This is a genomic window from Pedobacter ginsenosidimutans (assembly GCF_001442625.1).
GTDB classification, from domain to species: domain Bacteria; phylum Bacteroidota; class Bacteroidia; order Sphingobacteriales; family Sphingobacteriaceae; genus Pedobacter; species Pedobacter ginsenosidimutans.
Map to the genome: position 1 here is coordinate 567,612 of NZ_LMZQ01000001.1, position 23,376 is coordinate 590,987.

The window sequence follows — 23,376 nt, forward strand, 5'->3', positions numbered from 1 at the left end:
GATAAATATTTTGTTTTAAATCCCTAATTATTAGGTGGTTTTGTAATTGAGACTGCGGTTTATCAAAAACGTTTCAGCGAGTTAGCGGCAATTATACCATGAGCTTGTATTTATAGACGAACGCCTAATTAACCTATATGAAAAACGATTTGTTGTAAAACCCGAAAGATTAAAATGAATTGAGTATTAGGCAATAATGTTAAAAAAGGTTAAAGCATTATGCACAACTAACATATTAGTTTTATATTCGGCAAACAAAACCAAATCTTATCTATGAAACGCCTATTACTCTCGCTGTGCCTTTTTGTTTTTATGACATCCTATTCAAAAGCACAGAGCCTCCATACCATTAAAGGCCGAACGATTGATACTGCATCGACAACGCTTTTATCTGGAACTTCTATCGCAGTCTTAAATGCAAAAGATTCTACATTGGTAAAATTTACCCGGGCAGCAGAAAATGGCTCATTCGAGCTTAGCGGAATTAAAAACGGGAAGTTTATCTTGTTGGTTTCTTACCCTAAGTATGCAGATTTTGTAGATCATTTTACGCTCGATTCTACCACTCAGGTTAAAGATTATGGAAAGATTAATCTTACAGGGATGGCCAAAATTCTTGCCGATGTAATTATTAAAGGAGAAAGAACTGCTATTAAAATTAAGGGTGATACCACTGAATTCAATGCTTCAAGTTATAGTATACAGCCAAATGACAAAGTAGAAGATTTGTTAAAAAAACTACCTGGTATACAAGTGGATAAAGACGGGAAAATCACCGCTCAAGGTAAAACTGTTCCGAAAGTATTAGTAGATGGTGAAGAATTTTTTGGAGACGACCCAACATTGGTAACTAAAAATTTGAGAGCAGATATGGTTGATAAAGTACAGCTTTATGAAAAATCTAGTGATCAGGCAGCATTTACCGGAGTTGATGACGGGCAGAAAACACAGACCATTAATATTAAGTTAAAAGAAGATAAAAAAACCGGGTTTTTCGGTAAGGTTGATGCGGGTTACGGCACTGATGATTTTTACAAGGGACAGGTATTGTTTAACCGTTTTAAAGGCAAACAAAAGTTCTCTGTTTATGGCACTGCTGGTAACAATGGCACAACAGGATTAAGTTGGCAAGATAATAATAAACTGGGGGCTGGAAGTGATAATATGCAGATGAGTGATGATGGAAGTATGTGGTTTAGTTATGGTGGAGGAGACGAGCTTGAAAGCGGTAGTTATTATGGCGAAGGCATACCACGAGCATTGACAGGTGGAGCTCATTATGATAACAAATGGAACAGCGATAAGGAAAGCATTAATACCAATTATAAGTTGGGTGCCTTAGGTATTAAAACAACGAAGAATACCATCAGCCAAAATAATTTACCTGATGGGATTATCAATACCAATACTGACGAAAATTCGGACAGAAATGTGTTTAGACAAAAACTAGACGCTACTTATACCATTAAATTAGATACGACAAGCAATCTTAAGGTTTCAATTGATGGAACGCTTAAAAATAGCGACAATACATCAACCTCTAACAGTAAAGGCTTTAGAGGAAACAACTCTATGTTAAACAGCAATGATCAGTCGAACAGCAATGATGGTAAAGAGCAAATCTTTAATATTTCTGCTTTTTACACCAAAAAACTCAAAAAATTAGGCCGTAACTACTCTGTTAACATTAGTCAAAAACTAAATCAAATAAATAGTACTGGTTATTTATATTCAGATGTGAAGTATTTCGATGAATCTGGTGTAAAAAATGGAGGTGAGGTAACAGATCAGTTTAAAACAAATAATACACGCAATTCTATTCTTAGCACTAACCTAACCTATAATGAACCTCTGAGTAAATCAGTTGCATTAGTTTTAAATTATGGATTTGGGATCAACGATAGCCGTTCTAACCGTAAATCGTTCAATCAATCAAGCCCAGGAAATTACGATGTATTAGATGCAGAATTTAGCAACGATTTTAAAGCTACTCAATACATTAATCAGGGAGGAGCAATTTTTAATTACAAAAAACCGAAAACAACAATCAGTTTTGGAAGTAAAGTGAGCGCTGTAAATTTCGATCAGTTAGAACAGCTTTCGGGCCAAAGTTACAAAAGAAGCTTTGTAAACTGGCTACCTCAAGCCAGCTATCAATATAAGTTTTCTGCGCAAAAATCTTTCCGTATCAGTTATAACGGAAATACTACTCAACCCTCTGTAAATCAACTACAGCCCGTAAAAGTAAACGATAATCCATTATATCAACCTTTGGGCAATCCAGATTTGGCTCCATCATTCGATAGCCGTTTCAATGTAAACTATAATTCTTACAAAGTTTTAAGCCAACAATCGATATATGTAGGGGCTAGCTTCGGTTTAGTAAACAAAGCTATTGTAAGCAATACTCAAACAGATGCTTCAGGTAAAACAATTGTCCAATCAGTTAATTTATCAGACAAAACACCTATTAATTATAATATATATAGTAGCATTGGTAGAAAGCTGAAATTTTTATTCGACTCCAGTATCGGTCTAAATTTAAATGCTGGTGGCAATACCAGTTATAGCTATGTTAAAAGTCAGCTCAGTAACGAGGTTGAATTAAACCGAGTAACAACCACCCGCTTTAGCCCTTCGTTGGATATTAATAGATATAAAGACAAAAGTGAGCTCTATATTAATTTCGGGCCGAGCTATAATGCGCAGATAGCTTCTTTACAGAAAGACCGTCCTAATAAAGGATGGGGATGGCAGGGTTATGGAGGAATGAGCTTTACTTTGCCAAAGAAAATTAAATTTCGCGCTGATGGTGAGTATACTTATACGCCAAAATCACAGGCATTTGACACCAGTTTTGAACAGATCATAATCAATGCTTCGATTACAAAATCCTTTTTCAAAAAGGAAGATCTGAAGTTCACCATACAAGGAAATGACTTATTTAATCAAAACCGAGGTTTTAGAAGATATGCATATTCCAACATCATTACCCAAACCAATTACAACAATATCAGCCGTTACTTTATGTTTTCTTTGGTGTGGGATTTTAATAAAATGGGTGGAGGTACACCTCAAAAATAATTTATAATCATTAATGCCACACCTCATTATTTTTGAAAATATTATAAAATAAGATTTATTAAAAACATATAAATGAAATTAAAATACGCCATATTGATGCTTATTTGCACTATAAATTATGCAATGGCACAAAACGCAAGGTTTGTAACCCAAGGTACTATTGAGTTTGAAAAAAAGATAAACATATATGCGCTGCTTAAAGACCAGGCAAAACGATATCCTGACAATTTTTGGAGTGCACAGGCACTAGAGCAGTACCAAAAAAACAATCCGCAGTTTAAAACTTTAAAAAGCGAGCTTATTTTTAAAAACGATCAGACTTTCTTTAACCCACTGGCTGATGAAAGTGTTTCTAACAGCTGGGCGAGTAATTTTGCCTCTGCCAAACAGAATAATATCATTTTAACCAATTTAAAAACTGCCACTAGCATTAATCAAAAATCAGTTTACGAAGAAACTTATCTGGTAAAAGATTCTACACGTAAGATAAACTGGAAAATAACTGACGAATTTAGAACTATTGCGGGTTATGATTGCCGTAGAGCAAATGCCCTTATTATGGATTCGATCTATGTTGTTGCTTTTTACACAGAAAGTATTCCTGTATCAGGAGGCCCAGAAACTTTTAGCGGACTGCCAGGCATGATATTAGGCGTGGCATTGCCACGCGAACATATTACCTGGTTTGCCACAACAGTAAAAGATATAGAAGTAGCTGATGCAAAGCTTAAGATACCCTCAAAAGGAAAACCTGTTAATAAAAAACAGCTTAGTGAAATATTAAAAGGCGCCTTAAAAGATTGGGGTAATTATGCCAGCGATATTTTAAAAGCTGCGGATATGTAAGGGTAAATGTTCCACCGCTTCCTATATAAGTTATACAAACTAGTTGAGCTGATTTTTAATTGTTATGCCTATTTTAGTCTAATTAAAAATCAGTAATGTATAGTGCACTTTATAACCACATCAATAGATTTATAGATTTGAATAGCGATGAACAAGAAACGCTTGAGTCGCTACTCAAATCTTTTTCTGTTAAAAAGAAGGCTTTTTTATTAGAAGAAGGACAAACCTGCAAAGCGAATTATTTTGTTGTTAAAGGCTGCCTGAGGCTTTATTTCATTGACATAAAAGGTGCTGAGCAGACCACACAGTTTGCCATCGAAAACTGGTGGATTACCGATCTAACCAGCTTTCTATTTCATGAGCAATCTGAATTTTACATCCAGGCTGCAGAAACCACCGAGGTGATTGCCATCGAACATCATCATTATAATGAAATGTTCCATAAACTCCCTAAGCTGGAAAGGTACTTTAGGTTAATCTTGCAAAAAAACCATCAAGCTTCACAGCGGAGAATAAAATTCCTGTACAGCCAAACAGCAGAGGAAAGATACCGCCATTTTAATAGTTTATTCCCTGAATTTGTACAGCGCGTGCCACAGTATATGCTGGCTTCTTATCTCGGCTTTACACCAGAATTTCTGAGTAAAATCAGGGCTAAAAAATAGGGCTTTGTTAACCGTAGAACACACAGTGTTAGTCTCATTTAACGTGGGCCACCGAGACACAGAAAGGACGGATAAATATATACGGGTATCGAAAAAGAAAACAAATGATCTGTGAGGACACAGACCATGGAAACACTCCGTGTTAATCCGTACCTCCGTGGCAAAAAAAACGTGTTCTTTATGTTAGCTAATCATTTCTTAAACTACATTAAGTTTTTTGCCCGTTAAGTTGCAGACCTTTACATCGTAATCAAAAAACAAATAAAATGGAAAGTAGAATTGATATCCCAAAAGTAGAACCTGCAGCTTACCAAGCCATGTACGGTTTAGAGAAATATTTATCAACCAGCAAACTAGATCCAATTCTTTTAGAACTGATTAAAATGCGTGCATCGCAAATTAACGGCTGTGCATTTTGCCTAAATATGCACTCAACCGATGCCCGTAAAATAGGAGAAACCGAACAACGTCTGTATTTATTAAATGCCTGGAGAGAAACAACCTTATTTACGGCACAAGAAGAAGCTGTTTTAGCTTTAACAGAAGAAGTAACCTTAATTAGCCACCATGTTTCTGATGCAACTTATCAAAAAGCTGCAAGCTTTTTTAGCGAGCAGGAATTAGCACAGATTATTATGGCTATAGTTACCATTAATGCCTGGAACAGACTGGCCATTACCGCTAAAGTGATGGTTGGATAACCAGATGCTGATTTCAGCTTATCACAAAGACACAATAACACTTGGTTATGTTCAAAATACCTTGGTGCTTTTGTGTCTTTGTGCTTTAAAGTAGATCGGTAGGGGATAAATTTATAGCACCCTTAACAATAATCCCTTTAAGTATTCTCCTTCCGGAAAAGAAATCCGAACCGGATGATCTTCTGGTTGGCAGAATTGTTTAATAATCTGAACCTCTTTGCCAGCATCAAGTGCTGCCCAGGCGACAATCTGTTTAAAAGTTTCGATATCAACTGCTCCTGAGCAAGAAAAAGTAGCCAATAAGCCCCCTTTTTCTAACAATAACATGCCTAAGCGATTTAAATCTTTATAGGCTCTTGCCGCGCGGTCTAATGCCGATCGTGATGGTGCATATTTAGGTGGATCAAGCACAATCACATCAAACAGTTCTCCTGATTCTTTGAAAGTCCGGAGTTGTTTATTTACATCTGATTGTATGGCTGTTACTTTATCTCCATCGAATTGGTTTAAGGCTACGTTTTGTTTTAGTGTTTCTACAGCCAAAGCCGAACTATCAACACTGGTAATGCTTTCCGCACCATTAGCCAAGCTATTTAAGCTAAATCCACCGCTGTAACTGAAACAGTCTAAAACTTTTTTCCCATTTGTATAACTTGCCAAAATATTTCTGTTATCGCGCTGATCACAATAAAATCCTGATTTTTGTCCTTCTGCGATATTGATGTGGTAAATAATTCCATTTTCTTTTACCTCCAAAAATTCTGGCGGGTTTTCACCCCAGAGCAGTCCGTTTTCGATAGGTAAACCTTCGTGGGTACGGGCAGTAGCGTCACTTTTATCAAAGATCCCTTTTGGATTTAATTCAGTTTTTAAAATTTCTACGATCTCTGCTTTCACTTTTTCGATTCCAGAGCTTAAAATCTGAAGAGAAAGAAAATCAGCATATTGATCAACAATTAAACCTGGCAGGAAATCGGCTTCACTAAAAACCAGTCGGCAGGTATTGGTCTGTTCACTTAAAATAAACTGACGTGAAGCTATTGCCTGTTTTAAGCGGTTCTGGTACCAGCTGTTATCAATAGTTTGCGCTTCATCCCATTCTAAAAGACGAACGGCAACACGCGAATTGCTATTGTAATAACCATAGGCCAGAAATTCATTGTCGAAAGCAAAAACTTTTACTACATCACCATCTTCAGGTTTTCCCTTAACTTTTTCCAATGCTCCCGAAAATACCCATGGATGTCTTTGTAATGCCGCTTTTTCTTTGCCCTTTTTTAATGTGATTTCTACCATGGGGCAAAGGTAATAATTTGTAGGGAGTTTGGCGTAGAGCGTTTGGCGCTAAGCGACGGATGATAAGTTTGGAGTTGAGGATTAGACGTTTAGCCTGCCGTACATCAGCCGCATACCAGTAAACGCCTTGCACAAATGCTCACCGCTTCTTCACCAGCTCAGTATCCAAAACCTTGGTTTCAAACTCAGTTACGGGTCTTTTGGCTTCTATCATGGAGATTAAAAGTTCGGTAGCCACCTGTCCCATTTCAAATGCGGGTTGTTTAACCGAGGTTAGGGAAGGCGAAAATAATTCGACTAAGTTTGAATTGGTAAAACCCGCGATTGCGATTTTATGTGCCACCTCAGGATTGGTTTTCTTTAGGGCCATAATACAACCGGTAGTTAAGCGATCGCTCGAAATAAAAATCCCATCTGGCTGTAACGGCAAAAGTTCTTTAACCGCCTGTTCCAGCTCTGCGCTGTGCATACCGCCATGCTGGCAATATTTAACCAGCTCAGGTCTAAATTCGATATGGTATTTAATCAAGGCGGCTTTATAACCTTCTAACCTTTCTTTTGTTATCGAAAGGTTTTCGGAATTTGTTAAATGGGCAATGGTTCTTTTTCCAGATAAAATAAGATGTTCTGTGGCATCAAAAGAGCCCTTAAAATTATTTGCGATTACCTTATGGGTTTCAAAATCTTTAGGCACACGATCAAAAAAAACAATTGGTAAGCCCTTGGCGTACAGATCCCTTAAATAATCGATATCCTGCGTTTCAGATGATAGCGCGATCAATAAACCATCGATAGAACGTGATGCAAGGTGCTCAACATTCAGCTTCTCCTGTTTGTAAGATTCGTGACTTTGAGAGATGATGACGTGATAATCTTTATCATAAGCAATTGATTCAATGCCATTAATCACCTGAGAAAAAAAGTTGTTGGCAATTTCGCTCACAATAATGCCGATAGAATAGCTACGGCGCTCCTTTAAACTTCTGGCGATTGGATTAGCTCGGTAATTAACCTTTTCGGCATAAGCCAAAACCAGTTTTTTAGTTTCCTCACTAATTTCGTAACGGTCTCTTAAAGCCCTTGAGACTGTTGAAGTAGACAGTCCCAACGCTTTAGCAATATCCTTTATGGTAGATGTTTCAAATCTCATTTTCGTAATGCGTACAAGTTACAAAAAATATCTCTTTAAGGGGATTGGATGAGCAACATTAATAAACGTCGCATCTACGTTTTTGGGAACGTTTGCACAGTTTTTTAGTTAAATCTGGTTTCAATTGCTTTTTAGTTTGTAAAATTGTTACATCAACGTAACCAAATATAAACTAACTATAACATCCCGAAATAGAATTATATTCTATCTGCAAGCGATTGCAGCATCTTAAAAAACCAAATTACTTCAAATAAATAAATAACTATGAGCAGAGTTTTACTCTTTTTAGCACTTCTCTTTTTTTTTGGATTATCTGTTGCCCAAGCACAAAACAGACAATTAACAGGAACTGTAAAGGATAAATCTGATGGGCAGCCACTAATAGGCGTGAGTGTATCGATAAAGGATTCGAAAATTGGAGCGAGTACTGATGCGAATGGAGTTTACAAAATTACCATTCCGGCCAAAGGTGCTACCCTAATTTTTACCTATGTAGGTTATAAAACAAAAAATGTTGCTGTAGGAGAGCAAAATAAAATAGATATAACACTTGAAGAAGATGCCAACACTTTACAAGAGGTTACCGTAAACATCGGTTACGGTTCGGTGCGTAAAGAGGCTTTAACAGGCTCCGTTTCTTCTATTACAGGGAAAGATATTGATCAATTTCCCGTGAGTACAGCTGCGCAGGCATTAGCCGGGAAACTGGCAGGGGTATCGGTTACCACAACAGAAGGAAGCCCAGGCGCCGAAATCGTTATTAAAGTACGGGGTGGTAGTTCCCTTACTGGTGATAATTCTCCCCTTTATATTGTAGATGGGATCCAGGTAGAAAATGCATTGTCTATTTTATCGCCAAACGAGATTCAATCTATTGATGTTTTAAAAGACGTGGCATCAACATCGATTTATGGCAGTAGAGGTGCTAACGGAGTGGTTATCATTACCACAAAAAGTGGTAAAAAAGGAAGACCGATTGTTTCGTTTGATGCTTATGCGGGTGCACGACAGATTGTAAATGAACTGGATGTGATGAATCCTTATGAGTTTATCAAATATCAATATGAACTCTACAATAACAACACCAATCAGGATGTAAAAGATACTTTTACCAAAAAATATGGCACTTTTGAAGATCTGGACATTTACAAAAATATTCCAAATATCGATTGGCAGGACAAAGTTTTCGGCCGTCAGGCATGGAGCAATACCGAAGTTTTAAATCTGTCAGGCGGTACTTCTAAAACCACTTACAATGTTTCGGTAAATAATACAAAAGAAGATGGCATTATGCTTAACTCTGGTTATAGGAGAACTTTTGCTTCGATGCGTTTGGACCATAAATTTTCAGACAAACTCAGGGTTGGCCTAAATGCCCGTTACAGCGGTCAGCGTATTGATGGGGTGGGAACAAGCTCTACAGGCTCGCAAGGTACCAACCGTTTAAGAAACTCGGTGCGTTATCAGCCCTACTCTGGCGGAAGCGATTCTGGCGATTTGTTCGATGCAGATTATTTAACCACTGGACTAACCAATCCAATTACTTTGGCCAACCAGGAATTGAAATATGATTACCGCAACGATTTAATTTCGAGCGGTTATGTACAATATTCGATTCTTAAAAACTTAACGATAAAGAGTACCGTTGGTTACAACCGAACTAACAGGCACGTTAATACTTTTAATGGCCCGGTAAGTAACGTAGCCAGGAACAATGCGGGTTTACCTGCTATCCAACTGGACACGGTAGCACAAAAATCTTTTATCAATACCAACACCATTAACTATAAACCAAATCTCGGTAAAGACCATAGTTTAGATTTATTGGTAGGCCAGGAAATCAACATGGTCGATATCGATTCGAGAACAACAGTACTTAAATTTTTACCGATCAACATCTCTCCTGATGATGCTTTTGTGAGCAGCGCTCCGGCGAATACCATTCAGGACAGGCCAACTTCACTGATTTCTGGCACCAGACAGTTTTCGATATTTAGCAGGGCCTCTTACGGTTTTAAAAATAAATACCTGGCCACCGTGAATTTTAGAACAGATGCTTCTTCGTTATTTGCGGCAGGGAAACAATGGGGTTATTTCCCATCGGCGCAGGTAGCCTGGAGGGTAACGGAAGAGAAATTTGTAAAAGACATGAACCTCGATTGGTTAGATAACTTTAAAGTTAGGTTTAGTTATGGTGCAGCTGGGAACAACCGCATCGGTCAGGATTTATTTAGAACATTGTTTTATCAAAACTCCATTACTGGTGGATATGCAGATACTGATGGTGCTATATCTACCGGCTTAATCACCGCGAATATTTTATCTAACCCCAACATTACCTGGGAAACCAACATTTCTAAAAACCTGGGTATCGATATCGATTTATTTAAAAACAAGTTATCACTTAATTTAGATTATTATGACAACAGAACTAAAAACCTGCTTTTAAATGCAAATGTTCCCCCCACTACCGGCTATCCAACACAACAGCAAAATGTGGGTAAAACCCAAAATACTGGTTTCGAGCTGCAATTGAATTATCAGGCCATTAAAACCAAAAACTTTAGCTACAACACCAGTTTCAATATTTCATTTAACAAGAATAAAATTGTCGAACTGCAAAACGGTGTAAATTCTTACATCACCCAATCAGGCTGGGTAAACAGTTTGGGCGATTTTAAAGTCGAAGTAGGCCAGCCTGTAGGTCAGTTTTACGGTTTCGTTTCTGATGGACGTTACACCGTTGATGATTTTACCTATGTACAAAACACAACTACCGGTGCTTATACCTATACACTTAAGCCAACTGTTGCAAATAGCAGGGTATTATTGGGTAACCGTGATCCTCAGCCAGGCGACATGAAGGTTCAAAAACTATCATCTTCATCAAGTATGATGATTGGGGATGACGACAGAACGGTTTTAGGTACAGCGCAGCCAAAATTCACCGGCGGTTTCAACAATCAGTTTGCCTATAAAAACTTCGATTTAACTGTATTTGTAAATTTTAGTTACGGAAGCAAGGTGTACAACGCAAACAAAATAGAGTTTACCTCGCAATACAACGTAAAAGACAACAATTTACTTGCTGTGATGAACGATCGCTGGCAGAACTTTGATGCCAATGGTGTAAAGGTAACAGATCCGGCATTATTAACTGCCATGAACGCCAATACTTCCTTATGGACACCAACAGGGGGGAACTATGCCTTAACTTCTTACGCTATTGAAAATGGCTCGTTTTTAAGAATCAGCAATGTAACATTGGGTTATACACTGCCACAAAGTTTGATTAGAAAAACAGGTTTCATTTCAAAATTAAGGGTATACGGAACAGTTAATAATTTATATACGATAACGGGCTATACAGGTTATGATCCTGAAGCAAACACCCGCAGATCGAATCCACTTACGCCAGGTATAGATTACGCTGCTTATCCGCGCAGCAGATATATCCTTGCTGGTATAAACATGGTATTTTAACCTCAACATTAAAGAAAATGAACAATAAATTTATAAAATCGGCTTTAATGGTAATTGCTGTTGGAGCATTGAGCATAACTACTTCTTGTAAAAAATATTTAGATGTACAATCACCATCAACTTCCAGTCCGGATGTTGTTTTTGAAAGTACAGCCAATACCAATGCAGCAATTATTGCAGTTTACAACCGTCTTTGTGGCGATAATGGTTATGGAAGCCGCATATCTACATTATTTGGTTTAACCGCCGATGATTTTAAAACCTCGGGGAGTTATAGTTCTTCCGATCGTAGGGGAATCAGCATGTATGGTGCAAGTTCAGACAACACCGATCTAATCAACCCATTTTTACAATTATATGCAGGCGTAGAGCGTGCAAACATCTGTATCAAATTTATTCCGGCCTCTAGTCTTTATACTAACGGTTCTGAGGCTGACAAAACGATTATGAAACGCTATTATGGTGAAGCTTTAACATTAAGAGCACAATTTCTTTATGAATTGATCCGTAACTGGGGTGATGTTCCTGCGTCTTTTGTGCCTTCTGCAGATGCCGAAACTTTGTATGGCCCAAATGTAGACCGCAATAAAACCTATGATCGGATCATCGCGGATTTAAAAATGGCTGAGGACCTGGTGCCATGGAGAAGTGGAATCACAGAATACGGCAGTTTCCGTTATACCAAAGGTGCAATTAAAGGCTTAAGGGCCCGTATTGCTTTAGCCAGAGGCGGTTATTCGCTAAGGTCGGCCAACCATACCATGGAGCGCAGTGCTGATTATTTAACTTATTATAAAATTGCTTTTGATGAGTGTTTGGATATTATGAACCACCGTTCGGAACATAGCCTGAATCCGGTTTATGAAAATGTATTCAAGACATTGCATACCACAACCCGCTATGATGACGCACACGAGCTGATGTTTGAAGTGGCTGCTTTTGGTGGCAATGCTTCTACTGATAGTAAACTAGGCTATTACAATGGTATCCGTTTTAACTCTGCTTCTACTTTTGGCTCAGGTGGTGGCGGGATGAATGCTATCCCCACTTACTTTTACGAATTTGATGTTACCAAAGATTGCCGCAGAGATGTAACTATCGGTGTTTTCGAAATTACCGCAACATCAAAGAAAATTATCAATACCCTGTTTAACATGACGGATGGAAAATTCCGCAAATCATGGACAGCTTTTAACAACTCTTCTGCTGCTCAAACTTTTGGGGTAAACTGGCCAATGTTACGTTTTGCCGATATACTGTTAATGTACGCAGAGGCTGATAATGAAATTAACGGCGCACCATCTGCTACAGCAGTTAATGCCTTGCAAGAAGTACAGAAACGTGCCTATGCTGGTTTTGAAGGTCAGATCCCGGTAACACCAATGGATAAAAACGGCTTTTTTACTGCTATTGTAAAAGAAAGGTTATTGGAATTTGGAGGGGAGGGCATCCGTAAATATGATTTAATCCGCTGGAATTTATTAGGCAGTAAATTTGAAGAAACACGCACTAAAATACGTGCTTTGATTGCAGGGACCGGCGATTATATCAGTGTACCGAATTATGTTTATGCCAAAGAGGGAAATTACCTGTTGGGAACGAGCGTAAACGAAGTAGCCACACTCGATCTCTATGGTGGTGTACCAAATAATGTGTTTGCCTCGCCAGGATTAAACACTTCAACAGCCCCGAGCGGTTATACCACTAAAAACTGGAGAAAGGCTGTTACAGAAGAAAACTCCATAACCAGCACTTCAACAGGAATTGCTTTTTACTTCGAAGCAAATAAAAAGGAACTTTTCCCATATCCTAAAACAACATTGATCGAAAATCCGAATATGGCTCAAAACTTTGGTTATTAACTAGATATTAATTATGAAAACATTTATAAATCAATTGGGGTTTAAATTCGTCGTTTTATTATTGATGGTTGTAATAATTTCTTCTTGTAAAAAGGAAGAAGATGTTCCAACAGAACCTGCGCGGATATTTAAGCCAAGCGATGTAAAAATTACCACTGGCGAAACTTCTGCGAAATTAACCTGGACAGTTCCATTAATGTCGACAGGTAAAACCTTTAAATACAGTATCGATTTCTCAACAGATTCGCTGTTTGCTACTGTAAATTACACCACTACAGCCGATACGGCCGGTGTAACGGTAACTGAAGAGAATTTAGCAGTAAGAACCAAATATTATGCAAGGGTTAAAGCCAGTGCAACTGAAAGCCAGCCTGAATCGAAATATATACGTAGCAGCGTTTTTCAGTTAACCGGGATTCAACTTTTTACGGCCATCAGAGATAATGAAATTAAAGAGAATAACGTTACACTGCGTTATACCCCAACCGTTGGGTTAACATCCATTGTTTTAACCCCTGAAAGCGGAACGGCAACCACGGTAGCCTTGAGTACTACTGATGCCTCGGCTGGATTAAAAGCCATAGCAGGATTAACAGCTGGAACAAAATATACTGCCGAACTGTTTGCAGGAACGAAAAGCAAAGGGATTGCCACTTTTACTACCCTTGCACCAACTACATATACGGTAAAATTAAATCCTGGTGATGATCTGGCAGCTGCAATAGCGAGCGCAACAAATGGCGCAATTATCGGTTTAAACCCAGGTACCTATACCTTGTCGGCAACCACTTTCATCACCCAAAAAACCATTACCATAAAATCAACATCAGGCAACCCAACCGATACAAAGGTAAATTATAGGGAAATTGATTTAGAGGGCACAGGAGCAGGCGTAACCCTTTCAGGCATCGAGTTTGATGGAACAGCCAGTGCATCACTTTATTTCATTAATTTTATTGGCACACAGGCAGCCAATGGTGCAGCAGCAACTTTTACTAATGTAGTGGTAGATAACTGTATTGCGCACGGCTCTATAACTTCGTTTTTAAGAGGTGATAGAGGCACTGCCGCCCGCGATTTTAAAATCACAGGTATTACGGTTAATAATTCGATTGTTTACGACATGGGCTTAAATGGCTCATCTGCTTATTATACTTTCCACGTAAATAAAATGCAGTTTAATACCCTTACCATATCTAAATCTACTTTTTACAATGCTGGTCCTGGTCTGGTTACTGCAAGCACCACTTATGCAGGAGATGTGATACCAACAGTTGCCATCACGAATTCGACCTTTAATGGTTTTGGCGGCAATGCTAAATACGCGCTGTTAGATGCAAATGCAAACCCAATCAACTTTACCATTCTGAACAGCATTTTTGCCAATACGCCAAAATCTGGTACGGTTAACGCTGCTGTCATTAGGGGCACAGGTGCAGGAAGTACATTGAAGATTTCTAACAGTAATTACTTCAACCTGTTCAGCGCCCTAACAGGCGGAACAGCACTAACCTTTGGAACAGCAACTTTAGCTAGTAACCAATCTATCAATACAGGCTGGACAGCCACAACAGCTGATTTTACTTTAGCTTTAGGTTCGCCTTTAAGAAGTGCGGGAAGCACCGGAGGCCCGATCGGCGATCCAAGGTGGACATATTAACAAAAGTTATAGGGCAGGTTTTTAATCTGCCCTTTTTTAATGAACTTTATGCTGTAATTTAATCGAAGAGAATGACAAGAATATCCTATCTGAAGTTTATTGCAATACTTGTTTTAGTTACCACTCCCTTTCTTTATCTCCGTGCCCAGGACCCCAAATATCCTTCTGAAATAACCGTTGCGCAGGATGGCAGCGGAAATTACAAAACCATTCAGGAAGCCGTAAATTCGGTGAGGGATTTAGGGGAGAAAGAAGTTAAAATTTATGTTAAAAATGGAACCTATAAAGAGAAGCTGATTATTCCTTCTTGGAAGATCAGGATTTCGATTATCGGAGAAGATGTCGAAAAAACAATTATTACCTTTGGTGATTATTCAGGAAAGCCAAATCCTCTGGGTAATGATGCTTTTGGCAATCCCAAGTTCAGCACCTATACCTCATTTACCGTACTTGTTCAGGGAAATGATATCCAGCTTGAAAATTTAACCATTATCAATTCATCTGGAAGAGTTGGACAGGCCGTAGCCTTACATGTAGAAGGCGATCGTTTTAAAGCAAAAAACTGCAGATTTTTGGGCAATCAGGATACGCTGTATGCCGCGATTGAAAATAGCCGGCAATACTATCAGGATTGTTATATTGAAGGCACAACCGATTTTATTTTCGGCAAGGCTACTGTTATTTTTCAACATTGCACCATCAAAAACTTAAGTGACTCATATGTTACAGCAGCATCAACCTCGGCCCGGCAAAAGTTTGGATTTGTTTTTATAAATTGTATGCTCATTGCAGATGAAACTGTAACGAAAGCTTATCTCGGCAGGCCATGGAGGCCTTATGCAAAAACGGTATTCATTAGCTGCGATCTGGGGAAACATATTTTGCCCGAAGGTTGGAATCCATGGAAAGGCGATCTGATGTTCCCAAATAAGGAATTGACCGTTTTTTATGCAGAATATAAAAGTAAGGGCGATGGTGCGTCACCTAAAACAAGGTTACCCTGGACAAAACAATTAACAGATAAAGAGGCAAAAAACTATACTTTAGAAAATATATTAGGTGGAGCAGATCAATGGAATCCAGCCAAATAAAATAACTGATAAAAACATGAACAAGAATTTCTTTAAAATTTTGGCGGCTGGAACTATAGCTATTTTATTTTCTTTTACATTCATTCAAAAGAAAACAAAACTCTATATCATTGGCGACTCTACCGCAGCTAATAAAGAAGAAAAAGCGTATCCGGAAACAGGCTGGGGCATGGCATTACAGTCTTATTTCAAAGCTGATGTTACGGTTGATAACCGGGCTTTGAACGGAAGGAGTACAAAATCTTTCAGGGCAGAGAAACGCTGGGATCCAATATTGGCTGAGTTAAACCCCGGAGATTATGTTTTCATCGAATTTGGTCACAATGATGAGAAAGTTGATAAACCAGCTGTCGGTGTATCCTTAGCAGATTTCAAGATCAATCTGGTTAATTATGTAAAAGAAACCAGAAGTAAAAAAGCATTTCCTGTTTTACTTACGCCAATTTCGCGCAGAAGCTTTAAAAATGGAGTTTTGATGGATTCACATGGCGATTATCCACGCATAACCCGTCAGGTAGCTGATTCGTTAAATGTTCCTTTGATTGATATGCTGGTGAAAACCGAAAGTTTATTAAACCGCTTAGGTGAAGAGCCGTCCATTAAATTATTCAATTACGTTGATTCGGGAAATGTGAACTACCCAAATGGCAAAAAAGACAATACGCATTTAAGCCCTGAAGGGGCTAAACAAGTTGCGGGTTTAGTGGTGAAGGGGATTAAAGAGTTAAAGTTGAACTTGATGAAGAGTTTGAAGTAAAATACGGCGGGAATCGTCCTCGTTTGCAACGAGGATGTATGAGAATAGCGATTATATCGCCGAGATGTAATTACAATACCTCGCATTACAAATGCGGCACTCAGTAATCCTCGTTACAAACGAGGACTATAACACATGATAAAAGCCGCAAATTCATAGATTTTTAATCTGCGAATCTGCGGCTTAGTTTTTGTAAAACTTCTAATTAGAAAATATACTTCGTACTTAAGAAGTTCGAATCGTCTCCTTTAACAATTTCGTTCAATAACTTTTTATTATCGTCAGTAAATTTGGTTGCTACCAACGAACGGATCGAGAACGAACGCAATGCATCCACTACAGAAAGCGTTCCTTCAGCACTGTCTTTACGACCAGTAAAAGGGAAAGCGTCTGGACCTCGCTGACATTGGCAGTTGATATTTACACGACTTACCTGGTTAACCAAAGGATCGATCAATGAAGAAATTACCGCAGCGTTATTACTAAAAATACTCACCTGCTGGCCGTGTGGCGAACCAATTAAATATTCGATAGGTTCTTCCAGATCATCAAACGGAACAACAGGAACAATCGGACCAAACTGCTCTTCGCGGTATAGTTTCATATTGCTGTTTACCGGGTACATAATGGCTGGATAAACGAAAGTTTCTAAGGTTTGTCCACCATTTTTATTGATCACTTTAGCGCCATGCGAAACTGCATCATCAATACATTCTTTTAAGTACTCAGGCTTGTTCAGCTCGGGCAGCGGTGTAAGGTTTACGCCTTTCTCCCATGGCATACCAAATTTCAGTTTCTCTACTTCGGCAGATAAACGTTTTAAAAACTCCTGTGCTAAACTGCGGTGAACATAAACGATTTTGATCGCAGTACAACGCTGTCCGTTAAAAGAAAGCGAACCTAAAACAGTTTCAGAAACCGCTAAATCCAGATTGGCATCTTTAGTAATGATTGCAGCATTTTTAGCATCCAGACCTAAAATTGCTCTTAAACGGTTTACTTTAGGGTGCAGTTTTTTCAGTTCGTTCGCTACTTTACTCGATCCTATTAAAGTAAGTACATTAATTTTTCCCGATTTCATTAATCCAGGCACAATGGTATTACCGCGGCCATAAATGGTATTTACAACACCTTTAGGGAAGCTGGAACGGAAAGCTTCCAATAAAGGATAGTGCAATAAAGTTCCATGTTTAGGTGGTTTGAATAAAAGCGTATTGCCCATAATCAAAGCCGGGATAAGCGTAGTAAAAGTCTCGTTTAACGGATAGTTGAACGGCCCCATACAAAGAACCACACCCAGCGGAGAACGGCGAACCTGAGCAACAATTCCCTGCTCGATTTCAAAACGTGATGATTGCCTGTCGATATCTTTTAGTGCATCGATGGTGGCATAAATATACTCAACCGTACGGTCGAATTCTTTAACCGAATCGGCATAAGATTTTCCAATTTCCCACATAATCAATTTCGCAACAATTTCTTTTTGCTCAATCATTTTATGAGTGAAGTTTTCTACACAGCTAATCCGATCAGCAACGCTCATGGTTGGCCATTGTCCACGTCCGTTATCATAAGCCGCTACAGCTGCATCTAAAGCTTCTGTCGACTCTTTTTCTGTACAAACAGGGAAACTGCCAATACGCTTTCGTTTTAAGCCTTCGGGGGTTTTTACGCATACCGGAGAAAACACTTCATTAAATGGTCCATTCCATGGTTTCATCTCTCCATTTGAAAGAAACTCTTTTTGATTGATTTCTTCCTTGAGCCTAAATTCATCTGGAATCTGGCTCTCTTCAACGAAAATACTTTCGAGGTTTAGCGATGTACTCAATTTGGGTTGTTGTTAGGGTTAAATTAATGTTAAGTCTATAGTTTAAGTATAGATTTATTGTTGTAAAAAGGCCGGGTATCAGGATTGCTTATGCTCCTTAAGCCTCGGCCTTTAAATTATTTTAGTTCGATAACTTTATATTTTGGCACTAAGGTTTTCATTACAGTCCAGCCGATAAGGTAACATACCGCACAGATAGAGAAGATAATAAAATAACCTGCTTCTTCACCTTTAAAGCCCATAAAAACAATCTCGTTTTTGCCTGTATAATCAAACAATAAACCAGAGCCTTTATTGATAATGAAAGAACCCAGTCCACCGGCCATCCCACCAATACCTGTAATGGTAGCAATCGCCTTTTTAGGGAACATATCGCCTACGGTTGAAAATATATTTGCCGACCATGCCTGGTGAGCTGCACCTGCAATACCGATAATGATTACCGGAATCCAATAGGTAATGTGTCCGAGAGGTTGTGCAGCTAAGGCTAAAAGCGGAAAAAATGCAAAAATCAGCATCGCTCTCATTCTACCTTCATACGGGTTCATGCCTTTTTTATCAACGAAATAGGTTGGTAACCATCCGCCGATAATTGACAGTAAGGTAATCATGTAAAGTACAAATAACGGAAGGGCACTTTGCGTAGAATCCATTCCATAAACCGATTTTAAATAGGCAGGTGTCCAGAATAAAAAGAACCACCACACCCCATCTGTCATAAATTTACCAAAAGCAAAAGCCCATGTCTGTTTATATTTAAAACAGTCGATAAAAGAAACTTTTTCTTTAGTCTCTTCTACATAATCAGCCATTTTACGGTCGTTGATCACATCCTGCTGAATATAAGCCAACTCTTCAGGACTAACTCTTTTATGCAACTCTGGTTTGTTATATACAAACACCCATAGTCCCATCCATACAAAACCCAGTGCACCGATAATAATGAACGACATTTCCCATCCATAAGCTTTTGCAATAAAAGGAATGGTAATCGGTGCAGCTAGTGCACCTACAGTAGCTCCTGCATTAAAAATACTGGTTGCAAATGCCCTGTCTTTTTTAGGGAAGTACTCAGCTGTAGCTTTAATCGCTGCGGGAAAATTTCCTGCCTCCCCAACAGCCAATACAAAACGGGCAAAAATAAACAGGGTTACACTTACTGAAACAATTAATCCTGTATCGTTAATACGGGCAATAACTTCTTTGGCACCCTCAAATCCTACAAACCAGTTTCCATTGATAATCCCTGCCGTAGCTATACCACAGAAGGCATGTAAACAAGCTCCAACAGACCAAACGCCTATTGCCCATAAAAAGCCTTTTTTGGTATCTAGTTTATCAACCAAACGCCCCGCAAAAAGCATCGATATTGCATAGAAAATAGAGAACAGGGCAGTAATATTTCCATAATCATTATTATCCCAATGAAATTCAGGTTTAATAAAATCTGTCCAGGTTAACGAAAGTACCTGCCTGTCTAAATAATTTATGGTCGTAGCTAGAAATAACAGCAAACATATGGTCCATCTGTATTTGCTTGTTTTGGGTTGGTTCATTTGGTTAGGTGTGTTAAATTTTTATTTGCTCTTCTGAATTAAGTCAAGCGCTAATTTTGTATTGTCGAATAACTCCTCATAGAGACCTTTACTCATCACGTCTTTACTGATTAATTTGCTGCCCATGCCTACGGCACAAACGCCTGATTTAAACCAGGTTTTTAGGTTGTCGGCATTAATTTCTACACCACCAGTTGGCATAAACAGCTGTCCAGCGAAAAGGTCTTTAATTGATGAAATAAATTCAGGGCCTAAAATATTGGCAGGGAAAATTTTGATCAGCATCGCTTTGTGTTCTTGCGCAACACTGATTTCGGTCGGCGTCATACAACCTGGAATCCAAAGCATACCAATTTTGTTTGCAATTTCGGCAACTGCCGGATTTACGATCGGTGCCACAATAAAATCTGTTCCGGCTTCGATAAATGCATTTGCATCGGCAGGCGTTTTAATAGTTCCAATACCCAAATAAAGATCTGGCATCTCTGCATCACGGATTTCTTTCAACTTTTTAAAGTTCGGCAAGGCCGATTTGCCTCGGTTGGTATATTCGAAAACACGAACACCGGCTTTATACAAAGTACGTAATATTTCTACGCTACCCGATTCGCTATCCTGGTAAAAAAGGGGTAACATGCCCTGCTCTAAAATGGCATCTAAAATTTTGTGCTTGTTGCTAATCATTGCGTATTATTCTTTTTTCTATATCGGCTACGGTACTGGTTGTAGCATCGCTTGGAATGTATAATTTATCGTATGCTGCTGCGGTGGCAAAATTCAAGGTTTCTTTGGCTGACAACTGGTTGTAAAAGCCATAAATTAGGCCAGCCATAAAACAATCGCCACTACCCACCTTATCTAAAATTTCTTCAGAAACATATTCTTCAGAAACTGTTAATTCATCGGCAGTATAAATGGCAGTATAATACCTGATACCTTTACCATGATCGAACCTGAAAGTATTTGCAACCACCTTGCAAGACGGAAACAAACTTAATATTTCTTTAGAAGTATCTGTTGCCTGTTGCAGTAACGTTTCCTTTGCATAACCCTCAGTTGGTGTTAAATCCTCGTGAAGTGCAGTACCCAACATTTTATTGGCGGCCCACACATTGCCCATAATCAGGGTGCAATATTGAGCCAATTCGGGTAACACATCAATCGGATCTTTACCATATTTCCATAGCTTGGCGCGATAGTTTAAATCGAGCGAAATGGTAATATTTTTTGCACTTGCCGCTTTTAAAGCCTCTAAGCAAACATCGGCAATAGATTGATTTATTGCTGGGCATATGGCGCTAAAATGAAACCAGCTCACGCCATCGAAAACTTCATCCCAGTTTATCTGTCCAACCTTTAAATCGGCATAGGCCGAATTAGCCCTATCGTAAATTACGCCTGCATTTTTAAGGTCTTTCCCTTTCGGAAGATAGTATAAACCCAAACGTTCGCCATGATAAACCATTGGTGTAGTATCAATTTTCCTTGCATCAAGATAATCTACAATCTCTCTGGTTACCGAATTATCAGGCACAGCCGATAAGTAAGTTGAAGGAACATTCCAAAGTGCCAGTGCCGTTGCTACATTCAGCTCTGCGCCGCCTACATAAAATGGTAGTTTATTTTCTTTTAACCACTGGCCGTCCATATCGGGACAGATGCGCAAAAGTATTTCACCAAAGCTTAAAACTTTTTCTCCTTTTTTTGATGAAGCGAATATTTGGGTGCTCATTTTTGTATCTAATCGGCGTATTTCATGCTGTTTTCTACAACGGTATGAAAATGGAAGGAAAACGATTGAAATGATTTGATTCCAACGAAATACCTCTTTAAAGCCCTATTTTAGTTAAAATTTAAAGTAATTTTTTGCGTTAAAGTACGAAATATCCTGAACAATTTTGCCAACCCACTCCAAGTCGTTTGGCAATTCGCCGTTCTCGATGTCTTCTCCAAACAGGTTGCAAACAATTCGCCTGAAATATTCGTGGCGCGGAAAAGAAAGAAAACTGCGCGAATCGGTAAGCATACCCACCAAACGGCTTAGCAGCCCCATGTTTGATAATGCATTTAATTGTTTGATCATGCCATCTTTCTGATCTAAAAACCACCATGCCGAGCCGAATTGTACTTTACCCGCAACCGAACCATCGTTAAAATTTCCGATCATGGTTGCAATTAATTCATTATCGGCTGGGTTAAGGTTGTAGATAATGGTTTTTGCCAGTTTATCCTGATTATCTAAACGGTTTAAGAATTTAGAAAGCATTCTGGCCTGGCTAAAATCGCCGATTGAATCCCACCCAGTATCGGGGCCTAACTGTCTTAACATCCGGGCATTGTTGTTACGCAATGCACCCAGGTGATATTGCTGTACCCAACCTTTTTCATGATCCCACTCTGCAAAATAAATCAGCATAGCCGATTTAAATTTCAGGTTTTCCTCGTAAGAAATATGTTGTTTACTGCGGATTTTATCAAAAATTGATGCGATTTCTGCTTCTGTATAATCTTCTGCGTAAATCTGTTCTAAACCATGATCAGAAACTGAACATCCATTTGCCGCAAAGTAATCGTGACGGCTTTTTAAAGCATCGATATAATCCTGAAAGCTACTGATTGTTTTATCTACAACGCTTTCTAATTTGCCGATATACTCGTTTAAACCTTCAATATCGTCACCATTCATCGCTTTATCCGGGCGGAAAGCTGGTAACATTTTAAGGTTTGCGCCCTCTCTCGCCAATTGCTGGTGGAAGTTTAAACTATCCAAAGGGTCATCCGTAGTACAAACAGCTTCCACATTCATTTTAGCTAACAAACCGCGTACGGAGTACTCAGGTGTTTGCAGTTTGGCAGAACATTCATCGAAAATTTTCTGCGCCGTTTTGCCAGAAAGTAAATCAGTTATACCAAAATAGCGTTGAAGTTCCAGATGTGTCCAGTGGTATAAAGGATTACGTAAAGTATAAGGAACAGTTTCTGCCCATTTCTCAAATTTTTCATAATCTGATCCGATACCGGTAATGTATTTTTCATCAACACCGTTGGCACGCATAGCTCTCCATTTGTAATGATCGCCCGCAAGCCAAACCTGGCTGATGTTTGCAAACTGAGTGTTATTGGCAATCTGCTCTGGAATAAGGTGATTATGGTAGTCGATAATCGGCAATGATTTTGCAAAATTGTGATAAAGCTTTTCAGCAGTTTTGCTTTGCAAAAGAAAATTTTCGTCTAAAAAAGGTTTCATGCTATGTGATTTGAGACATTAGATAATGGATTTGAGATGATCTAAACGTCCTTCTATTAATTTTTTATTTATATAATAATATTTGTCCCGTCCCCGGTCTGTGTCCCCACAGACCGGAACTCAATTTATGCTTTACTCGCTTGGTGG

Annotated in this window: 16 protein-coding genes; 9 read left to right on the forward strand and 7 right to left on the reverse strand. The window is 38.8% G+C overall.

Going from position 1 to position 23,376, the window contains the following annotated elements; all coding sequences use genetic code 11:
- Window positions 1-273: 273 nt before the first annotated feature.
- The 4 genes from ASU31_RS02305 to ASU31_RS02320 all read left to right on the forward strand — a co-directional run bounded on the left by ASU31_RS02305 (window position 274) and on the right by ASU31_RS02320 (window position 5,296).
- Window positions 274-3,084, forward strand: a complete 2,811-nt coding sequence (locus tag ASU31_RS02305; protein ID WP_057930763.1) for an outer membrane beta-barrel protein — start codon at window positions 274-276, stop codon at window positions 3,082-3,084.
- A 72-nt stretch (window positions 3,085-3,156) separates the two neighbouring features.
- Window positions 3,157-3,930: a GLPGLI family protein gene (locus tag ASU31_RS02310; RefSeq protein WP_057930764.1), complete on the forward strand. Its 774-nt coding sequence runs from the start codon at window positions 3,157-3,159 to the stop codon at window positions 3,928-3,930.
- 95 nt (window positions 3,931-4,025) lie between these two features.
- Window positions 4,026-4,595, forward strand: a complete 570-nt coding sequence (locus ASU31_RS02315) for a Crp/Fnr family transcriptional regulator (RefSeq protein WP_057930765.1) — start codon at window positions 4,026-4,028, stop codon at window positions 4,593-4,595.
- 266 nt (window positions 4,596-4,861) lie between these two features.
- Complete coding sequence (locus ASU31_RS02320) at window positions 4,862-5,296, forward strand: carboxymuconolactone decarboxylase family protein (protein ID WP_057930766.1); 435 nt, start codon at window positions 4,862-4,864, stop codon at window positions 5,294-5,296.
- Window positions 5,297-5,407: 111 nt separating this feature from the next.
- Here the strand turns inward: ASU31_RS02320 and ASU31_RS02325 are convergent, their stop codons facing one another.
- The gene (locus ASU31_RS02325; protein ID WP_057930767.1) at window positions 5,408-6,592 is read right to left on the reverse strand and encodes a class I SAM-dependent rRNA methyltransferase; all 1,185 of its coding nucleotides are present in this window, start codon (window positions 6,590-6,592) and stop codon (window positions 5,408-5,410) included.
- Between the two features lie 139 nt (window positions 6,593-6,731).
- Window positions 6,732-7,742, reverse strand: coding sequence for a LacI family DNA-binding transcriptional regulator (locus ASU31_RS02330; RefSeq protein WP_057930768.1), 1,011 nt, complete (start codon window positions 7,740-7,742; stop codon window positions 6,732-6,734).
- 264 nt (window positions 7,743-8,006) lie between these two features.
- Here ASU31_RS02330 and ASU31_RS02335 point away from each other — a divergent pair, with 264 nt between their 5' ends.
- The 5 genes from ASU31_RS02335 (at window position 8,007) to ASU31_RS02355 (ending at window position 16,595) form a co-directional block, all read left to right on the forward strand.
- Window positions 8,007-11,225: a SusC/RagA family TonB-linked outer membrane protein gene (locus ASU31_RS02335; protein WP_057930769.1), complete on the forward strand. Its 3,219-nt coding sequence runs from the start codon at window positions 8,007-8,009 to the stop codon at window positions 11,223-11,225.
- Between the two features lie 17 nt (window positions 11,226-11,242).
- Window positions 11,243-13,087, forward strand: a complete 1,845-nt coding sequence (locus ASU31_RS02340; RefSeq protein WP_057930770.1) for a RagB/SusD family nutrient uptake outer membrane protein — start codon at window positions 11,243-11,245, stop codon at window positions 13,085-13,087.
- A 13-nt stretch (window positions 13,088-13,100) separates the two neighbouring features.
- Window positions 13,101-14,747, forward strand: a complete 1,647-nt coding sequence (locus ASU31_RS02345) for a DUF4957 domain-containing protein (protein ID WP_057930771.1) — start codon at window positions 13,101-13,103, stop codon at window positions 14,745-14,747.
- Between the two features lie 71 nt (window positions 14,748-14,818).
- On the forward strand, window positions 14,819-15,838 hold the full coding sequence (locus ASU31_RS02350) for a pectinesterase family protein (protein ID WP_083505239.1): 1,020 nt from the start codon (window positions 14,819-14,821) through the stop codon (window positions 15,836-15,838).
- Window positions 15,839-15,854: 16 nt separating this feature from the next.
- Window positions 15,855-16,595, forward strand: coding sequence for a rhamnogalacturonan acetylesterase (locus tag ASU31_RS02355; RefSeq protein ID WP_057930851.1), 741 nt, complete (start codon window positions 15,855-15,857; stop codon window positions 16,593-16,595).
- Between the two features lie 205 nt (window positions 16,596-16,800).
- Here ASU31_RS02355 and ASU31_RS02360 read toward each other — a convergent pair whose 3' ends face one another.
- The 5 genes from ASU31_RS02360 to uxaC all read right to left on the reverse strand — a co-directional run bounded on the left by ASU31_RS02360 (window position 16,801) and on the right by uxaC (window position 23,229).
- Window positions 16,801-18,426, reverse strand: coding sequence for an NADP-dependent glyceraldehyde-3-phosphate dehydrogenase (locus ASU31_RS02360; RefSeq protein WP_057930772.1), 1,626 nt, complete (start codon window positions 18,424-18,426; stop codon window positions 16,801-16,803).
- A gap of 116 nt (window positions 18,427-18,542) precedes the next feature.
- Window positions 18,543-19,982 (reverse strand): MFS transporter, encoded by a 1,440-nt coding sequence (locus ASU31_RS02365; RefSeq protein ID WP_057930773.1) that lies wholly within the window; start codon window positions 19,980-19,982, stop codon window positions 18,543-18,545.
- A gap of 21 nt (window positions 19,983-20,003) precedes the next feature.
- On the reverse strand, window positions 20,004-20,666 hold the full coding sequence (locus ASU31_RS02370) for a bifunctional 4-hydroxy-2-oxoglutarate aldolase/2-dehydro-3-deoxy-phosphogluconate aldolase (protein ID WP_209434947.1): 663 nt from the start codon (window positions 20,664-20,666) through the stop codon (window positions 20,004-20,006).
- Window positions 20,659-21,714 carry a sugar kinase gene (locus tag ASU31_RS02375; protein WP_057930774.1) on the reverse strand — a complete coding sequence of 352 codons (1,056 nt, stop codon included), beginning with the start codon at window positions 21,712-21,714 and terminating at the stop codon, window positions 20,659-20,661. The genes ASU31_RS02370 and ASU31_RS02375 overlap by 8 nt, the downstream gene beginning before the upstream one ends.
- A gap of 114 nt (window positions 21,715-21,828) precedes the next feature.
- On the reverse strand, window positions 21,829-23,229 hold the full coding sequence (uxaC, locus tag ASU31_RS02380; protein WP_057930775.1) for a glucuronate isomerase: 1,401 nt from the start codon (window positions 23,227-23,229) through the stop codon (window positions 21,829-21,831).
- Window positions 23,230-23,376: the final 147 nt, after the last annotated feature.